The sequence below is a fragment of the Haloferax sp. DFSO52 genome (assembly GCF_048158745.1).
Lineage (GTDB): Archaea > Halobacteriota > Halobacteria > Halobacteriales > Haloferacaceae > Haloferax.
This window is the reverse complement of record NZ_JBLOPB010000003.1, coordinates 161,452-178,015: the sequence shown is the minus strand read 5'-3', so window position 1 is coordinate 178,015 and position 16,564 is coordinate 161,452. Positions and strand designations below refer to the sequence as shown.

Annotated in this window: 14 protein-coding genes; 4 read left to right on the top strand and 10 right to left on the bottom strand. The window is 56.5% G+C overall.

Going from position 1 to position 16,564, the window contains the following annotated elements:
- Positions 1-755: 755 nt before the first annotated feature.
- Positions 756-2,144, top strand: coding sequence for a metallophosphoesterase (locus tag ACK3SC_RS16845; RefSeq protein WP_416841398.1), 1,389 nt, complete (start codon positions 756-758; stop codon positions 2,142-2,144).
- Positions 2,145-2,221: 77 nt separating this feature from the next.
- Here ACK3SC_RS16845 and ACK3SC_RS16840 read toward each other — a convergent pair whose 3' ends face one another.
- Together ACK3SC_RS16840 and ACK3SC_RS16835 are read right to left on the bottom strand one after the other, a co-directional pair.
- On the bottom strand, positions 2,222-3,199 hold the full coding sequence (locus tag ACK3SC_RS16840) for a formylglycine-generating enzyme family protein (RefSeq protein ID WP_416841397.1): 978 nt from the start codon (positions 3,197-3,199) through the stop codon (positions 2,222-2,224).
- Between the two features lie 141 nt (positions 3,200-3,340).
- Entirely contained in the window at positions 3,341-4,528 is a 1,188-nt protein-coding gene (locus tag ACK3SC_RS16835; RefSeq protein ID WP_416841396.1) for a bactofilin family protein, read from the bottom strand.
- Positions 4,529-4,986: 458 nt separating this feature from the next.
- Here ACK3SC_RS16835 and ACK3SC_RS16830 point away from each other — a divergent pair, with 458 nt between their 5' ends.
- The 3 genes from ACK3SC_RS16830 to ACK3SC_RS16820 all read left to right on the top strand — a co-directional run bounded on the left by ACK3SC_RS16830 (position 4,987) and on the right by ACK3SC_RS16820 (position 8,801).
- Positions 4,987-5,589 carry a hypothetical protein gene (locus ACK3SC_RS16830; protein ID WP_416841395.1) on the top strand — a complete coding sequence of 201 codons (603 nt, stop codon included), beginning with the start codon at positions 4,987-4,989 and terminating at the stop codon, positions 5,587-5,589.
- Positions 5,586-6,254 carry a hypothetical protein gene (locus tag ACK3SC_RS16825; protein WP_416841394.1) on the top strand — a complete coding sequence of 223 codons (669 nt, stop codon included), beginning with the start codon at positions 5,586-5,588 and terminating at the stop codon, positions 6,252-6,254. The genes ACK3SC_RS16830 and ACK3SC_RS16825 overlap by 4 nt, the downstream gene beginning before the upstream one ends.
- A gap of 333 nt (positions 6,255-6,587) precedes the next feature.
- The gene (locus ACK3SC_RS16820; RefSeq protein WP_416841393.1) at positions 6,588-8,801 is read left to right on the top strand and encodes a sulfatase-like hydrolase/transferase; all 2,214 of its coding nucleotides are present in this window, start codon (positions 6,588-6,590) and stop codon (positions 8,799-8,801) included.
- Positions 8,802-8,856: 55 nt separating this feature from the next.
- On the opposite strand, the gene ACK3SC_RS16815 is transcribed toward ACK3SC_RS16820, so the two are convergent.
- The 8 genes from ACK3SC_RS16815 to ACK3SC_RS16780 form a co-directional block, all read right to left on the bottom strand.
- Positions 8,857-9,204: a hypothetical protein gene (locus ACK3SC_RS16815; protein WP_416841392.1), complete on the bottom strand. Its 348-nt coding sequence runs from the start codon at positions 9,202-9,204 to the stop codon at positions 8,857-8,859.
- Between the two features lie 85 nt (positions 9,205-9,289).
- Positions 9,290-9,949, bottom strand: a complete 660-nt coding sequence (locus tag ACK3SC_RS16810) for a helix-turn-helix domain-containing protein (RefSeq protein ID WP_416841391.1) — start codon at positions 9,947-9,949, stop codon at positions 9,290-9,292.
- Positions 9,950-10,036: 87 nt separating this feature from the next.
- Positions 10,037-11,239, bottom strand: a complete 1,203-nt coding sequence (locus ACK3SC_RS16805) for an AI-2E family transporter (protein WP_416841390.1) — start codon at positions 11,237-11,239, stop codon at positions 10,037-10,039.
- Between the two features lie 456 nt (positions 11,240-11,695).
- A complete protein-coding gene (locus tag ACK3SC_RS16800) occupies positions 11,696-12,313 on the bottom strand; it encodes a class I SAM-dependent methyltransferase (protein ID WP_416841389.1) in 618 nt (205 codons plus the stop codon).
- A 71-nt stretch (positions 12,314-12,384) separates the two neighbouring features.
- Positions 12,385-13,107 carry a hypothetical protein gene (locus tag ACK3SC_RS16795; protein WP_416841496.1) on the bottom strand — a complete coding sequence of 241 codons (723 nt, stop codon included), beginning with the start codon at positions 13,105-13,107 and terminating at the stop codon, positions 12,385-12,387.
- Between the two features lie 248 nt (positions 13,108-13,355).
- Complete coding sequence (locus ACK3SC_RS16790) at positions 13,356-13,823, bottom strand: hypothetical protein (protein WP_416841388.1); 468 nt, start codon at positions 13,821-13,823, stop codon at positions 13,356-13,358.
- A gap of 93 nt (positions 13,824-13,916) precedes the next feature.
- A complete protein-coding gene (locus ACK3SC_RS16785) occupies positions 13,917-15,104 on the bottom strand; it encodes an NAD(P)/FAD-dependent oxidoreductase (RefSeq protein WP_416841387.1) in 1,188 nt (395 codons plus the stop codon).
- A gap of 3 nt (positions 15,105-15,107) precedes the next feature.
- Complete coding sequence (locus ACK3SC_RS16780; RefSeq protein ID WP_416841386.1) at positions 15,108-16,496, bottom strand: aspartate aminotransferase family protein; 1,389 nt, start codon at positions 16,494-16,496, stop codon at positions 15,108-15,110.
- Between the last annotated feature and the right edge of the window lie 68 nt (positions 16,497-16,564).

The window sequence follows — 16,564 nt, the reverse complement described above, 5'->3', positions numbered from 1 at the left end:
GTCGGGTCGTACCGTGTTCTCCAACACAGGCATTGGTATCGAAGATTCTCCACACACAACCGAGCCCAACGACGGACCGTCAACTCTGACCAGTTAGTCGTGTATACCATTGCCGACATATTTGGCAAAATTTTTGAGGTTTAGCGAAATTGACTATGAGAATTGATATCGTCGCCCATGACCGCAGTTATTCAGGTCACCTAGAATACAATCTTTTGCAGGAATATGATAGAATTACACATGTTATATAGCGTATTATCTAGATATTCACTAGTTTATCGATTGATTCCTGATGTCAAACATCAGTAATAGATAGAAAAATCGGAATGCTGACAATTTATTTAGAATACAATCTATTAGTCAGGTTACCACTCGGCTTGCTGTGTCAGACAATGATTTCGAAACAATCCATTCGAAACCCAGTAGTGGAGTCTCCGTCACATCTACCAGAAGTCCTAACTATCCGTTACAAAGGTACATCTGTAAATGAAGATAGTCGTAGAGATTCGTGAAAACAAGGAGATACCGCTTCGAGACGACACGAGAGTCCCAAATGGAAATTTCAGACACCGACGGTCCATAGTGAATTGTTATGCCACGAGAGGGTGTATATCGAACATGCTCGACGAATGGGTTCTCGAACCTCTCAACAGTTCTGGTTTCAGCGCTAGAACCGGCTATCTACTTGTCGGGAATTCGCTGTTCGCAGTTCTCACAGACACCGTTCGCTACACCCCCAGCCCCAAACAAGCGTGATGTCCAGTAATGCCACACACCCAGGCGAGAAAAAATACTATTTCATCAGTGACTTGCACATTGGCGGAGATGAACAACTTCAGAACGTCGAGTTCAAGGACGAACTCATCGAATTTCTCAGTGAGCTCCAAGCGAGCGACGAGAATGCAGAACTCATCGTCAATGGAGACGCATTTGGGCTGTGGGAGTTCACCGAACTCGATGGCCTCGACAAATTCGACGCCCTCGTCGAACGCTACCCAGATATCTTCGAGCAACTTCGGGCGACTGGCGAGCGGATACCGATTACGTTCATTCCGGGGAATCACGACTACGAACTCGCATGTTACCCTGAGTACGTCGACCGGTTGGCAGCGTACAACGTGACCCTCGAACAGGAAGTCGTTATCACACGCCCTGTCGGCGACCGAGTAGTCTGGATAGAACATGGACAGCAACGCGACCCGAACAACAAGAGCCCCGATTTCGGGAACCCCTATGCCAACCCACCGGGGTATTTCGTGAACCAACATATCACGAGTCGTGCGGGGAAGCTATCTGCGAGAGGGAAGTTCAACTGGCTCAAAGATATCCAATCGGTGACCCCGATGACGGAGATTCCAGAGTGGATGATATCGAAGTATTTCTACCGAGAGATGAGCCCGTTCTTACGGTACGCATCGCTTCCGTTCCTCCTTACGTTTAACATCAGTATCCTGTATCTACTGCTATTCTTCCTCTCGGTCCTCGGGATTTGGTCCGAACCACTCGATGTCGTCAATTCGTTTATTAGATTCATCGGGATCGCCGGCGTTCTGCTCGATATCGTTCTCGTCGTGAATGCCGTTATTGTCGTGATACTCGTCTTCCTCTCGATTCCGCTGTTCTTCGTCGTGAGAGACGTTCGACGGACACTCGAACGATTTGGACTCGTGCAACCCGGTGAACCGGAGGCAATCTCAGACTACTATATCGACGGGGCCAGAGAAGTGTTCGAAGCGCATCCCGACGTCGCAGTATTCGTCTACGGCCACACGCATCGCGCATCCCTCACTGAGATTGCCGACCGTGCGGTCATCAACACAGGAACCTGGTTAAAGAGGCTCCACCGCAAGTCTGTCGTGTTGGGAATTCTCCCGTTAGTCTTCTACTCGTCGTTCCGTCTCAACTACTTCGTAATCGCCGCTGACGACGACGGTGTCGCAATCGAATACCATCGCATCGACAAGGAGAATCCAAGCGACTTGACGCTGTTAGAGAAACTTCTCACACTCAAGCCAAAGATCGAAAATTCGATTCCAGCACGGACAGTGGTCGGTTCTGCATGGAGTCACTCGGATACCGAAGGTGAAGATACCGAAGGTGAAGAGTCATCGACGACCTACTCACCGGTGGACGAATTCGATTGAGAAGGTTGGTCGGTTGTCACAGACGGTTATGAAAGCAACACAAGACCGACGAACAGAGTGACACCGGTGAGTCTCGATCATGCCACCTCGACGATACACCTGAAGCTCACGTGGTTCGTCGACGTGTCGACTGGTTCTGGATAGCGCGCTGCTGGACGATACCGGAAACAGTAGTTCGGTGCACAGAGATGTGACCCACCTTTGAGCACCTTCCGGGGAATTTGTGACTGGTCGTGAGGGTCGATGCTCTGTGCTTCTGTGACTCCCCGTGGATTGGTTGGCGTGCAACACGCTGGTAAATCACTGGATCCCGCCTCTGGGTCGTCGCTGTACCAATCACGGGTCCACTGCCACGCGTTTCCAGCCATGTCGTACAGGCCGTATTCGTTTGGTGGGAACGCATCGACAGGCGAGGTTCGTCTGTAGCCGTCGAGTTCTTCGTTTTGGTACGGGAACTGTCCCTGCCACGTGTTTGCCATCAGTTTTCCATTGACAACGTGGTCGTCACCCCAGACGAACCGCTTCTGTCTTAACCCCCCACGGGCAGCACGTTCCCACTGAGCCTCTGTTGGTAGGTCTTTCCCGGCCCACGCAGCGTATGCGACAGCATCCTCGTAAGTGACGTGAACGACTGGATGGTCCATCTTCGCTTCGATACTACTCTCGGGTCCGAGTGGGTGCCGCCAATCGGCACCGGGGACGTACGACCACCACTGGTTCGGGTGTTGGAGGTTCACCGGGCGAGTTGGGGACGTGAACACGGCGGAGCCAGGAACGAGGAGGTCTGGGTCTGCATCCGGGTAGTCGTCTGGATTTGGCGGGCGTTCGGCGAACGTCGTGTACCCAGTGTCGTCCACGAATGCCGCAAACCGCTCGTTGGTTACGTGGTGAGCGTCCATCCAGAACCCATCGACGGTCACCTCACGCGGTGGGCCTTCCTCGGGGTAGAACTCGTCTGACCCCATCGTGTACGTCCCACCCGGTATCCAAATCATCCCCTCATCTGGTGGGTCAGTCGGGGCAGTTTCGTCGTGTTGTGTTGGGTTGTTGCTCATGGTGAAGCTCTCGGCATCGGGGAGTCAGGACCACCCTGTTCGGGTACCTGTTGACACCCGACATTCGGAATTCGCTACGTCAATTGTATAACACGTGCGGACATAAATCTCACTCAGCGTCCGTTTCCAAAGTTAGAGCAATCAGTCTCCTCTGTGCGGTCCGGATGCTTCCAATCCTCGTTGTTCGGTTCGCTCCGTTCTGTCGTATGCTCGGTAGGCGAGATGGACGAGTGCACCAACTCCGAGTACGGCAACCCCGGTATCGACGACCGCGCCGATTGCTGGCAGTGAGACGAGTAGTCCCACGACGAACACACCAACGAAGAGACTGGCCCACTTGTTTTGGATTGGCTCACGTTCGATACCCGCGGCTGCGAGCAGACGTGGCACCGACTCGAGAATCCAAACACCGACTGCAACCCGACCGTAAATCGCACCGACCCACCAGAGGACGAGGAAAATTGCACCACCAGCAAGTGCCAGCGGCAGGCCGAAGAGACTGACGCCAAGGAGGATGAGTACGATTGGTGCACCGATGGTTGTTGCAAGTCCGAACCCAGCAGACCGGACTGGATACCGAACGATGGCAGCTGCGACCCGAGTCGAAAACTGTGGAAGCACCCCGACGAGTATCACGCCCAGAAGTAGGTTGACGAAGAACCCGTACGCATCGAGGAACGAGATACCGAACGGGAGAATCTGAGCGGGTACGAGCAGTGGCCCGAGAGCCAACGCCGTGGGTGGTTTCAATCCGAGTGTTGCGGACCAGATGACCGTCGACTCGGTCATCGTCGACACCAAGGCAGACCGTGGTCCGGAGACACGTGACGAATTAGTCGCTCCACCGGGCGATTGAGTCACCTGTGAGTCCTCGCCTCCGAGTACAGAGCCGTTGACCAGCGTTCTGACTGCGGTGGTCTCTAACCGCCCAGTGATCGTTGCGTCGTCTTCGACAGTCACGAGAACACTGATGGCATCGACGGTCCCTGAAACATCACCGGAGACGGTCAGTGCACCGCCGATTGTATCGATACCGTCTCCGACTGTGCCTGCGACACTGGTGACACCACCCAGTGCGGTCACTTTCCCACCGACGGTTCCCGTCACCTCGATTCGTCCCGCAAGGGCGGTTACGTCCCCTGTCACCTCTCCTGCAACGATGACATCGCCCGCGAGGGCAGTGACGTCTCCATCGACGGTTCCGAGGATGAGTATCGTCCCGGCTGCCATCGTCAGGTCGTCAGAAACCGTTTCACCCCTGTCGACGACGACGGTTGGCCCAACCTGTGTCTTCGCACTCGCGACCCCCGGAACCGTTGCGAGCACCACAATAATCACCAATAAACCGATGATCGCTCGGTGGGTGAGAGGACTCCGTCGCTTCCGCGGTCCGCTTTGTCTGGAGGATGTCCGTCGTCGAATCGGTCCGCCTGTCATCGGTTTTCTCTTCTGTATTCCATTGGTTCTCACGCTATCCACTGACTCTGTGACCGGGGAGATTCCGCTATCACGCCGGCGTCTCTGATGTTGGGATACGCTCGTTGGTGTCGATGAGAGCACGCAAGACGACAGTTCACACATCTCGTCGAGAGCCAGTTGTCAGTATAGAGAACAGTCTGACACCGAATAAATGTGCGTTCCTCCAATCGAGAATATCCACTATTTCATAATGAATGCGGCCAATAAACTAGTGAATTCTCACTAATCTTTATCTAAATGTGGCACAACTAATATATCGAATCAGTCGGTGTTCAATCGTTCATCACTGGGTTCAGCGGAGTGTTATCATGAGTCAACAGTTACCCGAAGAGTGGTTCGTTCGTGACGAGAAAGTCAATGCTGCAATCGCGTGGGCGATTACCGTTGTCCTCGCCATCCTGGCTGTCATTGGCTTCCTCGCAGGCCTGCTCGTCGTGATGGCGATTGCAGCAGTCGCCGCACTCGTCGCCATCACACCTGCAGCGGTCAACAAATCGTGGACTCGAACAGTATCGTGGCCGCTGTTGTTGCTTGCGTCACTCCCGTTAGTACTCGGTGTCGGGCGGCCAGCGTTCTTCACTGACATCGTCATCGGCCTCAGCATCGCCACCCTCTCGATGCTCGTCGTCGTCGCGCTTCAGATGACGACCACAGTTCGAATGACGCCACGATTCGCCATCTTCTTCGTCGCCCTGGCGACCATGGCGTTCGCTGGCTTTTGGGCAGTGGGGTCCGCCATCTCTGCACAGTATCTCGGAACTGCATTCGTCGAGACGAACGACCAGTTGATGATAATCTTCACCGCAGCAGTAATCGCTGGAGTTGTCGGTGGATTGCTCTTCCGCTGGTACTTCAGAAGACAACTCAAGGCAAATCTCGAGGCGACGCCTGATGCAGAGGTGGTCGCATGATCGCCGAGCAACCGGTCCAGAAGGGCGGTAGAGTCGAGCGAATAGTCGTGCGCATCCTCCAGGTGTTGATGCTCATCATCTTCGCGCTGGGGCTTTACTACGGTAACAGTGGTGTCTTCGTCAACGCAGGTGTTGGGCTTCTCGTGACCCTCCTTCCGGGGGTTCTCAAGCGCAGGTACGATTTTACGATGAACGTCGGTATCGTGCTCTGGATATCTCTCGCGATGTTCCTGCACGCATTCGGGACGCTTCCACTCCCGGGACTCGACTTCCTGAGTCCGTACAAGGCTGTCTGGTGGTGGGACCACATGACACACGCGTTGTCGTCGTCTCTCGTCGCAGGTGCTGCATACGCAGTCACGCGGGCACTGATGGTACACACAGAACACATCAACATGCCGCCGCGGTTCATGTTCGCCTACCTGCTCATCTTCGTGATGGCGTTCGGTGTGATGTGGGAACTCCTCGAGTTCTACATCGGTGTCGTCTCCCAACTACTTGGGGCCGAAGAGGTCCTCACACAGTACGGGCTCGACGACACAGTTCTCGACTTGATGTACAACACACTTGGTGGCCTGCTAGTCGCTATCTTTGGGACTGCACACCTGACCGGAGTCTCCGACGAAATTCTCGGCAGAATGGGAAGGGAGTCTACAGACCGCTAGAGGCAATCAAGCGTGAGACAGTCAGCTTTCCCACTCGTTCAGTTTCTATGGTTATTTTTCTGTATCGGACATTCATGTTTTACCTGAAAAACCGTTATTGTTTTTCCAAGAGATATTCAAGTCAACCCAAACGCCGAGGGGATAAGGTGGTGGTGTGAGTCCAGTTCTTGTTAGAGTGGGTTCTCAGTATCGACACGACTCTCGGTTACAGGGTGGAGCGTATACTAAATGTCCAACCGAGAATTCCACGGCCGTATTGGCCGCACGTACGACGAATCTGAGCCCTGGTGGCCTGAACAAACGCGGGCCCCAGAAGATGCCCCGAACGTATTGATGGTGGTCCTAGATGACGTTGGATTCGGCCAGTTGGGAAGCTATGGTGGCCTCATCGACACGCCGAACATCGACCGGTTGGCAGACAACGGCCTTCGGTACAACAACTTCCACACGACTGCTCTCTGCTCGCCAACGCGGTCGTGTCTGCTTACCGGCCGCAATCACCACTCGAACGCCATGGCTGGAATCACCGAAATTTCGACCGGCTTCCCTGGTTACAACGGCCACATCCCGCACGAAAACGGGATGGTTTCGGAGATGCTCGTCGAGCAAGGCTACAACACGTATGCCCTTGGAAAGTGGCACCTCACACCTGCAGAGGCAGGCAGTGCAGCCGGCCCCTACGACCAATGGCCACTCGGACGAGGGTTCAACCGATTCTACGGGTTCCTCGGTGGCGACACCGACCAGTACACGCCCACATTGGTGCACGACAACCATCAGACCGAGCCACCCACGACGCCAGAAGAGGGGTACCATCTGACTGAAGATATCGCTCAGCGCACCATCCAGTTCATCGGTGACGCCAAACAAGTCGACCCCGACAAGCCGTTCTTCACGTACTTCTGTCCGGGTGCGTGTCACGCACCACATCAGGTTCCGAAAGAGTGGGCCGACAAGTACGCAGGTAAGTTCGACATGGGATGGGACGAAGCCCGTGAGCAAATTCTCGAGCAACAGAAGAAACTCGGCATCGTTCCCGAGAACACAGACCTCTCGCCGCACAACCCAGACGTTCCGCACTGGGATTCTCTCTCAGAAGATGAACAGCGTCTGTACGCCCGGATGATGGAAGTGTTCGCGGGCTTCCTCGAACACACCGACGCCCAAATTGGAAAGGTTCTCGACTACCTCGAAGAGCTGGGCGAACTCGACAACACGCTCGTGATGGTCGTCTCCGACAACGGCGCGAGTGCAGAGGGTGGACCCACCGGTTCTGTGAACGAGAACCGCTTTTTCAACAACGTTCCGGAGTCTCTCGAAGAGAACCTCGAAGCGATGGACGAATTGGGCGGACCGAAGTACTTCAACCACTATCCGTGGGGCTGGACGTGGGCCGGTGATACGCCGTTCCAACGCTGGAAGCGAGAGACCCACCGCGGCGGGACGAGCGACCCACTCGTCGTCTCGTGGCCCGATGGAATCGACGCTCGTGGCGAGATTCGCAGCCAGTTCGTCCACGCCATAGACCTCGTGCCAACCATCCTCGAGCTGGTCGGCATCGACGCCCCCGACGAAATCAAGGGCGTGACACAGTCTCCAATCGAGGGGATGAGTTTCGCCTACTCCGTAGAGGAGCCAGACGCCCCCGAACGACACACGACCCAGTACTTCGAGATGCTCGGGACCCGCGCCATCTATCACGACGGCTGGCGCGCCGTCCACCCGTGGCCACTCGGTCAAGTGATGACGGCCGAGGACCTCTCGACGACGACGCTCGAAGACTCCGGGTGGGAATTGTACAATCTTCGTGAGGACTTCTCGGAAGCACACGACGTGGCGGCCGAAAACCCCGAGAAGGTACTCGAACTCGCTCAGTTGTGGTGGACAGAGGCTGGCAAGCACAACGTCCTTCCACTGGACGGACGTGGCATTCAGCGCCTCGCTGAACCCCGGCCCCAACCCGGCAAAGCCCGTGACCGATACGTCTACTATCCGGGAACCCAGCACGTTCCAGAGAACGCCGCTGTCAGGGTACTCAACCGCGACCACAGCATCACGGCAGACATCACAGTCCCGAAGGGTGGGGTCGAAGGTGTCCTCCTCGCTCACGGTGCTCGGTCTGGTGGCTATTCGCTGTACGTCAAAGACAACCGCCTGTGCTACGTCCACAACTACGTGGGTGTCGAGGAGTACGAAATCGTGGCCGCCGAGCCGCTTCCGGAGGGGGAGATATCGGTCCGAATGGAGTTCGATGCCACCGGCGAGCCCAATATGAGTGAAGGGAAAGGCGTCCCCGCGACCGTCAGACTCTACTACGGTGACGAGCAGGTCGGAGAAGGCGACATCCCAACGACGATTCCGAACTCGATGGGACTGACTGCTGGCCTGAGTTGCGGCCGCGATGCCGTCAACGCGGTCACCGACGAGTACCGTGACCAGACCCCGTTCGTATTCACCGGTGACATCACACGAGTGACCGTCGACGTGAGTGGTGAACCATTCGTGCATCACGAAGCCGCCATGGACCAAATCATGGCGAGAGAATAGAGAACCAACGGTATCGACGGTGGCAGCGACCCATCGAGCCACCGAAGACGTATTTTTACAGTAATTCTTCCGCGAACCTGTCCTGATTCGATTGCAACAGGTCGAGAACGGGCGCAATCTCGTCCCACGCAGCACCATGTCCGACTTCGTTCGTTTCTGAATCCCACTCGATGAATCCCAGTGTGTCGAGTTGGGGGAGGTGGACGTGGTGTAATTCGATCGAGGTCGCCTGGGAGTCTGGAATCTCAGCCACATCAGCGATAAGTTCGACCGGGTCGATGGTTTCGTCGGTGTCGGTATCCGCATCGAACAGTGAGAACAGTAACTGACGTCGACGTCGATTAGCGAGTGCATCGAATACGTTACTGGCGGTCGGCTCACGTTTTGCTGACCTGCTTGACATTGTCTTTCCCACCATCGACTTGTCCTTCGCACGCCTCACTGTTGAGGTTCGACATTTACCCGTCAACCTCGTTAAATAGCCTCGATCATTCGACGGGTGCTTTCGTCGTCAACAGTGTACTACGGAGAATCTTCTCGTTCCCGAGGCGAATTCGGTGTGAGAGCGCCTGTCGGCTAATTCCGAGTTCACTGGCTAAGTCGTCGAGGGTTACGTCGCTCGGTGTCTCGAAATACCCTCGGTTGAGTGCAAGAATGAGGGCTTCACGTTGCTCCTCGGTCAAGTCAAATCTGTAGCCATGACCCGTATCGCCGGTGAGGGTGAACGTCCGTTCGACGTAGATAGGGATGTCTCGGTCGGTGATGATTTGGTGAAATTTCGAGAGTGCGTCGTGGTCGGGAAACCTGAGGCGGAATAGCCATTCGTCGTCTCCTCGGGCTTCGAGGACAGTGGCACCAGTGGTTGCGATTGTTTCAATCAGTGCCGTCGAAGAGCTATCCCACTCGATTCGGTAGAGGTGACTCTCACCAACCGAATCGAGTACCAGTAACTCTCTGACACGAGAATCACTCCGAACTGCCTCTTCGAATGCCTCGTGGTCGTTCCCCGTCGCCCAAACGAACGGCATCACCAGATCGCCTGTCGGAACGACCCGTTCGAGTTCGATGTGCATTGGGGGAGGTCCACGCAACACTTGTCCGAGTTCGAAATCTCCGGCATCAATCGAGAACTCTAAAATGACGCTCATACACGTCAGTACGTTGTCCAGACATGTAGAGACTCACCTCAGTGTAACTACGCACAGAGATTCATCGACGTCGACCGTGTCGAGCGGTCAGTCCGAGGTTCCCACCGGTTCGTCGAAGTCGGTTCGGTCGTCGTCGAGTCGCGTTTGGCCTTCGTCTACTTCCCACTCTGTCGGTGGCTCAGCAGACTGTACCGGGTTCTCATCTTCAGCACGGTGAAGCATTCTGGGGAACTTCAACGTGAGGAACAGCACGACGGCGACCATGAGGAACGGCCCGTAGAAGATACCGTACCACCCGAACAGCGGTGGGCCGACGAGATATGCGAAGACGATGAGGGCCATCGGAAACAACCGGCCAGATAGCGCTGGACGGATGTATATTCGAATGAGGTTGTCGAACGGGAGTTCCATCACGACGACGAACAGGAGCGGGAACCAGAGCGACGAGGGGTTCGATTGGAGTGCGACGATGACGAGATACGCAGTGACGATTGCATAGACGATACTCCGGCCGACGAGTGGAACGATGGTGAACAGTCCCGTGATGACTGCCAGCGGAATCGGTGCCGGAATTTCGAGTCCCGCAGGGGCGATGAGATTGAACCCGAGGTAGACGAGCGCCGACAGGATGATGACGACGAAGATGGTGACCGTGTATCCGAAGTAGACCGATTCTAACCCCTCGTCAACCGCAGAAAGGTATCGGACGACTTCGGAGTTCTCGTCTGCGATGTTCGCGTGGAACCACGCGACGAGTCGGTCGTCTTCTCGCAGAAGGAAGAAGGCAAAGAGGAGTGAGAGGAAGGCGTTGAACAGTCCGGAAGCGACAGAACCGACCGTCCGTGACAGCGACCCAAATGCATCTTGAATCGCCCCTCCACTGAACAGTTCGCCCAGTTGCCGAACCAGTTCGACTGGGTCATCTGGCAAGGCACCGATAGCGACTGGGAGGAATGCATTGATCTGTGCGACAACTTCGGTCGTGAGGAAACGACTAATCTCGGCCACAGTCAGAAGAATCGCAGTACCAAGAATCACGACTATCGGGACGACGACGAGTAGCAGCGTCACGACTGCAGCGATGTTCTTCGACGGCGCGAATCGTTCGACTCGCGTCTCGATTGGTCGTGCGACGTAGTAGATGAACAAGCCGAAGATTATCCACGGCAGATACACCCATCCGATGAACACCAGTACAGACCCGACGACGAGTGCAAACGCCCACCAACCGATCTCCAGATCGTCGAAGAGATCTCGGATGCGGTCGGCAGCGCCACGTTCTCGACTCATGGTCGTACTGTACGGGTGCTGAAACGAAATCATTGCTCAAACTGCCATACTATTGAGTATGTCATGAAATCATACTAATCTCCCCCTCAACGTGGCAGCGTAGGATGCACAGTAGACGCAGTCACTGAGGGGTCCAAAGTGCCGATAGTACGCGATTGAGGGGTTGAATGACTATTTCGTACTTTCAGAGAATGTTCCAGTCTTCTATCTGCAAACTGTGTGAGATAGTCTCTGAGCCAGTTTGTAGAGAACCGATATACGTGGTGGCTGCGGGTGCAGAGCCGGGTACCATAGACAACGACGCCTGCCACACCATCAATACCTATCAAATAATATAATTCTGATTAATTATCGATATTCTTAGACGTTATAAATCGGCTGTTGACTCGCTGTTTTGATTTCGGTTACATCACGAGACGATTCGACGGTGGCCACGAGTCACGGTCAGAAAACCGGTCAGAGCACTCGAAAGACGCGAACTGTATCACGTTTACTCGGTTCTTCGAGAAGTTGGGCCAGACCGATCTCGGTGAAGACCTGCTTCCAGTTTCGGTGGAACAGTGGGAACTCGTCGTTGACGTAACTCACCTCGGCACCGTGTCGCCCGCGCTGAGGACTGTTCCCCTCGTTTTCGGCCGTGATTACGAGGTCAGCAGAGGCCCGGGCCAACTCTTCGAATACCCATGTATCGTCTGGGTGGACGTGCTGGAGTGCCTCTACTGAGTAAATGACGTCGAACTGGCCATCACGGAAATCGGGCACGAAATCTTCGATTGCACCTGTAAGAAACGTCCCAGTCTCAGCCAACTCCGGATAATACTCGGCCATGATTTCGAACGATTCGTCGTTGAGGTCGATACCCGTGAGGTTCTCGTACCCGTGGTCGAGGAGGTGCGCGAGATGACGGCCAGAACTGCATCCGACTTCGAGGATTTTGGCGTCGTCAGGGAGGTAGAGGTCGAAGACAGTAGCGAGTGTTTCGCTCACTTCGTTTGGGCCAATGTCGGCGTAGTACGCCGGCGAAAAAGCTCCCGAGCGTTCAGCCCACCCGCGATGGTTTTCGTCCGAGTCCATGGATGGTATTTGCAGTCAGAAAGTAAAGGCCCCCCGGAGTCGTCTCGGAACGACATCCCTCGACTGCCGGGTCAGTGTCCCGCCGTCTCGCCGAGTCGCTCCGCGACGACTGACCCGATTTCAGAGCGAAGGGTTCGCCAATCGATACTGCCAGCGTCGAGTCTGTCGAACTCTTCACTGGCGATCATCTCGAACACGCGTGAACGGACTTCGTCAGTCGTCACTGCCTTTCCTCGGGTTTCGATCGCCTCACTGGCACGCTCAATTCGCTCCGCTGTGACGAGAGACGGTACCACTTCCGAAGGGTCACCGTAGATTGGTTCCGAATCATCGGTACGCTCGATAGCAGGGTTCTCGAGAACGGCGTGACCACCACGGCGGTTCTCAACAAGAACAGCGACTGCCGGACCGTCGTACCACGCAGAATCTGGAATGGTGTACCGCTCCGGGTGGAAATCGCGAACGTTCACCTCCTTTTCGAAGGTGTTCACTGGGTGAAGGCCGAGTCGGTCGAAGATGCGTTCAGCGGTATCGATCGGCACGAATCGGTCTTTGTCGTCTGTCCAGAGCGCCCACCCCAAGAACGGGGGGACTCGTGGCCAGTCGTAGTCGATACCGACGCGAGCCGGTGCAACACCGAAGAAGACGTACGAAGACGGGTCGTCGACGGCGTCGTAGAATGCCTCGCGGTCAAACTGTTCTTCGACGTGTCTGACTGCCTGTTGGTACGGCGGCGGAACGTCGTCGAAGACTCGTTCTTCTGCACCAAAGCCGATGAGCCCAGACGAATCCATCCGAAATCGCATCCTGAGGCCGGAGACGTACTCACGAAGCCACAGGTGGCCACTCGAAAGCAACGCTGTCGGGGCCTCTTCGAGGGAGGGTGATGTCGGGTAGGACTTCATGCGCGAGATGCACACCCTACAACTGCCGGACTCAAATACTGTTGGTCGGTCCAGGGTCCACCCCAGTGGCCGGGGCAAACCGAACGGCGACTGGACGCCTCCACACAGTGACATGTCGACGACGAAGGGAAACGCCGCTACTCTTCGAGCGTCGACTCTTCACTGGACTTCTCTTCGGACCAGACTCGCTCTGCGCGTTCGTCAGACGCCCAGTCGATGTACCCATCTTCCAGCATCTCGACGACAGTCTGCCCGAGGTCAGTCAACTCGGCGCTCACTTTCGACGAGATGTCAGTCCCGTTGGGCCACTCGTGCGGTATCGGCGGGATTGCGAACCGAACTCTCGACGCTGACGGGTCCCAAAAGAAATCGACCTGGTCGAGGAGTCCGAGGTCGAGAACCTGCTCGTACTCCCTGTCCGAGAGGTCAGTGTACACCGCCCACTCTTCGAACGCTTCCTTCCACGCGCCGTCGTGGAGGAATTCCTCTAACTCAGCACGTCGAAAGTCAGCCTCGCTGCCGATGCTCTCGTCGGGGGAAAATTCGATTGGCGTCCCGCGATTCGTCAAGTCTGGAGAACTGGGGTTCTCGACGTCCAGTGACATACACGATATTCGTCTGCGGAGACGTTAAATGAAATCCTCAAGTCACGTCTGCCCGATTGCCACCGAAGGGTGACTCCCCCGCAGTTCGGTGGGTCAGTCGTCTTCGTACGATTCGTCACCCGAACTAATCGAGACGAAGCGGAAGTCACGAGAACGGCTTTCGAATCGGTCGATGGCGAACGGTTCACGAGGAAGGTCGGTCGCCTCTCCAGTGACGATACTCCGGACGAGCGTCGCGGCGACCGGGGCGGTCATGATGCCACGGCCATGGAACCCCGTCGCGACCACGAGTCCGTCAGGTGCGTCTGCGGGGGCATCGATAATCGGTCGCGTGTCAGGGGTCGCGCCGTCTACGCCGGCCCAGCCGTTAACGAACCGGGCGGTATCACCGTCAGCCAAGAACCGAGGTGCGAGGTCAGCGACGTGCTGGATGAACGCTTCGTCCGCATTACCACTCGCGCCGACTGGGTCGTCGGTCGCAAAGGACCACCCGCCGACGAGCAAGTCACCGTTGAGTTCCGGGCGGAAGTAGACGTGTTCTCCGGGAATCCATCCCATCGGGAAGTCGTCACCGACGTCTGTGTCGAGGTCGAGAACGATACACTGGGTACGGTACGGTCTCACTGGGATGGGCGTGATATCGTCGAGGAAGAGCGAGGTTCGCCACCCCGCCGCGACGATGACGGTCGGTGCGTCGATACGTCCCGCGTCGGTATCGACGCCAACGACGACGTCATCTTCGACGAGTATCTCGGTGACGTCGGTTTCGGTGAGGAACGTCGCGCCCCGTTCAGTCGCGTCGGCGGCGAGCGTCGTCGCAAAGGTGTAGGGGTCGACGAACCCGGTTTCGGTGTGTCGAACACCGCCATCGAATCCATCTTCTAGGTCCAAACCAGAGAATCGAGATTCGACTTCGTCGGCATCGAGAAACTCCACGTCGTACCCTTCAGACGCGAGGCGTTCGCTCCGGCGTTGGGCTTCGCCGATTCGCGCTGTCGGGACGATTTCGACGCTCTCTCGGGCTTCGTAGTGGAACTGACCGGTCCCGTCGTATTCCAAGAAGAACTCGAGGGCGTGCGTTCCGACTTCCGGATAGTCCGTGTACGACGGTGTAATCGTCACTTCTCCGGCGGCGAGCGCTGTCGCTTCGGCAGCGAGTTGCCCGCGTTCGACGACGACGACGTCGTGGTCAGTCGCGAGGAGTCGGGCGGCGGCACATCCGATGACGCCTCCGCCGACGATTACGACATCCGCGTTCTCTGGGTGGGAGTCCTCGTCCATCGACTAGTACTCGTGGTTGACGGCGCGGAAGGCGTCTTCGGCGACCTCGATTGCGTGGTCGATTTCTTCTTCCGTGTGCGTGAGCGTCGTGAAGAAGCGCTCACCCTGCATCGGGTTGCCGAAGAGGACGCCGTCCGCAGCGGCCTCCAGCCACCAGTCTGCGAACTGATCTCCGTTTGCGTGCCAGGTGTCGCGGTATCGGTGGATATCGTGGTCGGTCATGTAGACCTGCCCCATACTTCCGATGTGTTGGACGTTCACCGGGAGGCCAACGTCGTCGGCAGCGTCCTGAAGCCCCGTGAAGAGTCTGTCACCGAGTCGGTCGATGTGTTCGTACACACCGCCTGAATCCAGGACTTCGAGGGTCGCGAGGCCGGCGGCGGCAGCGACTGGGTGGCCGTTGTAGGTACCGCCGTGGAACGCAGACGTATTCCACTTCTCGCCTTCGCCCTTCCCCGGCGGGATGATTTCGGCCATAATCTCTTCTTTGCCACCGAAGCCAGCGACCTGGTAGCCACCGCCGGCGGCTTTCGCGAACGTCGTCATGTCCGGCATGATGTCGAGTCGGCCCTGTGCGGACTGCGGGCCGAGACGGAATCCGGTCATGACTTCGTCCCAGATGAGGACGATGCCGAGTTCTTCGGTGAGTTCGCGGAGGAACTCGTGATAGCCGTCGCGGGGTTTCAGACATCCACACGAGAACATGACGGGTTCGATGATGACCGCCGCCATGTCGTCCGCGTGTTTGCGGAGTATCTTCTCCGTTGATTCCTTGTCGTTGAACGGAATGGGAACGACGGTTTCTTGAACCGCATCCGGGATACCGGTCCCGTACGAGACGGTGTTCGGTTCGTCCGCCGGCCCCATCGCTTCCTCGCTCGCGTAGACAGACTGGAGCGCGTAGTCGTGTGCACCCGCGTAGCCACCCTCTGGTTTGGCAATCTTGTCTTTCCCCGTGTACGAGCGCGCGACGCGAATCGCGTGCATCGTCGCTTCGGTTCCCGAGTTCGCCATCCGAACCGTCTCGATGGACGGCGTCATCTCGACGACTTTCTCCATGAACTCGATGGAGATGGGAGACGGCGTCGCAGTCACGTCCAGTGTTTCGGCCATGTCCTGGACAGCCTCGACGACGGCTGGGTGGTTGTGCCCGAGGATAATTGGGCCCAGCGCCAGCAGGAAGTCGAGGTATTCGTTTCCGTCTACGTCGTAGATGTACGACCCCTCCGCGCGGTCTGTGTAGAACGGATAGGGTTCGAACGAACGGACGTTTGACTCGACACCGAGTGGCGTTACACTCGCCGCATGTTCGTGGAACGACCGACTCTCCGGTGTCTGCTCCCGGAATCGCGCAGCATGGTCCGGTCGTTGCTGTTTGTCACCATGACTCATCATTCCCTTTGACGGGTATCCTCTCAATAAACCTTTGCCTGTTCTAGCGTCTTGCCAAAATATCTCTG

What these genes read in the sequence shown, in the direction of transcription:
- ACK3SC_RS16845 (WP_416841398.1), top strand. Translation starts at nt 756, where the DNA reads ATGTCCAGTAATGCCACACACCCAGGCGAGAAAAAATACTATTTCATC.
- ACK3SC_RS16840 (WP_416841397.1), bottom strand. Translation starts at nt 3,199, where the DNA reads ATGAGCAACAACCCAACACAACACGACGAAACTGCCCCGACTGACCCA.
- ACK3SC_RS16830 (WP_416841395.1), top strand. Translation starts at nt 4,987, where the DNA reads ATGAGTCAACAGTTACCCGAAGAGTGGTTCGTTCGTGACGAGAAAGTC.
- ACK3SC_RS16825 (WP_416841394.1), top strand. Translation starts at nt 5,586, where the DNA reads ATGATCGCCGAGCAACCGGTCCAGAAGGGCGGTAGAGTCGAGCGAATA.
- ACK3SC_RS16820 (WP_416841393.1), top strand. Translation starts at nt 6,588, where the DNA reads ATGGTGGTCCTAGATGACGTTGGATTCGGCCAGTTGGGAAGCTATGGT.
- ACK3SC_RS16815 (WP_416841392.1), bottom strand. Translation starts at nt 9,204, where the DNA reads ATGTCAAGCAGGTCAGCAAAACGTGAGCCGACCGCCAGTAACGTATTC.
- ACK3SC_RS16810 (WP_416841391.1), bottom strand. Translation starts at nt 9,949, where the DNA reads ATGAGCGTCATTTTAGAGTTCTCGATTGATGCCGGAGATTTCGAACTC.
- ACK3SC_RS16805 (WP_416841390.1), bottom strand. Translation starts at nt 11,239, where the DNA reads ATGAGTCGAGAACGTGGCGCTGCCGACCGCATCCGAGATCTCTTCGAC.
- ACK3SC_RS16800 (WP_416841389.1), bottom strand. Translation starts at nt 12,313, where the DNA reads ATGGACTCGGACGAAAACCATCGCGGGTGGGCTGAACGCTCGGGAGCT.
- ACK3SC_RS16795 (WP_416841496.1), bottom strand. Translation starts at nt 13,107, where the DNA reads ATGGATTCGTCTGGGCTCATCGGCTTTGGTGCAGAAGAACGAGTCTTC.
- ACK3SC_RS16790 (WP_416841388.1), bottom strand. Translation starts at nt 13,823, where the DNA reads ATGTCACTGGACGTCGAGAACCCCAGTTCTCCAGACTTGACGAATCGC.
- ACK3SC_RS16785 (WP_416841387.1), bottom strand. Translation starts at nt 15,104, where the DNA reads ATGGACGAGGACTCCCACCCAGAGAACGCGGATGTCGTAATCGTCGGC.
- ACK3SC_RS16780 (WP_416841386.1), bottom strand. Translation starts at nt 16,496, where the DNA reads ATGAGTCATGGTGACAAACAGCAACGACCGGACCATGCTGCGCGATTC.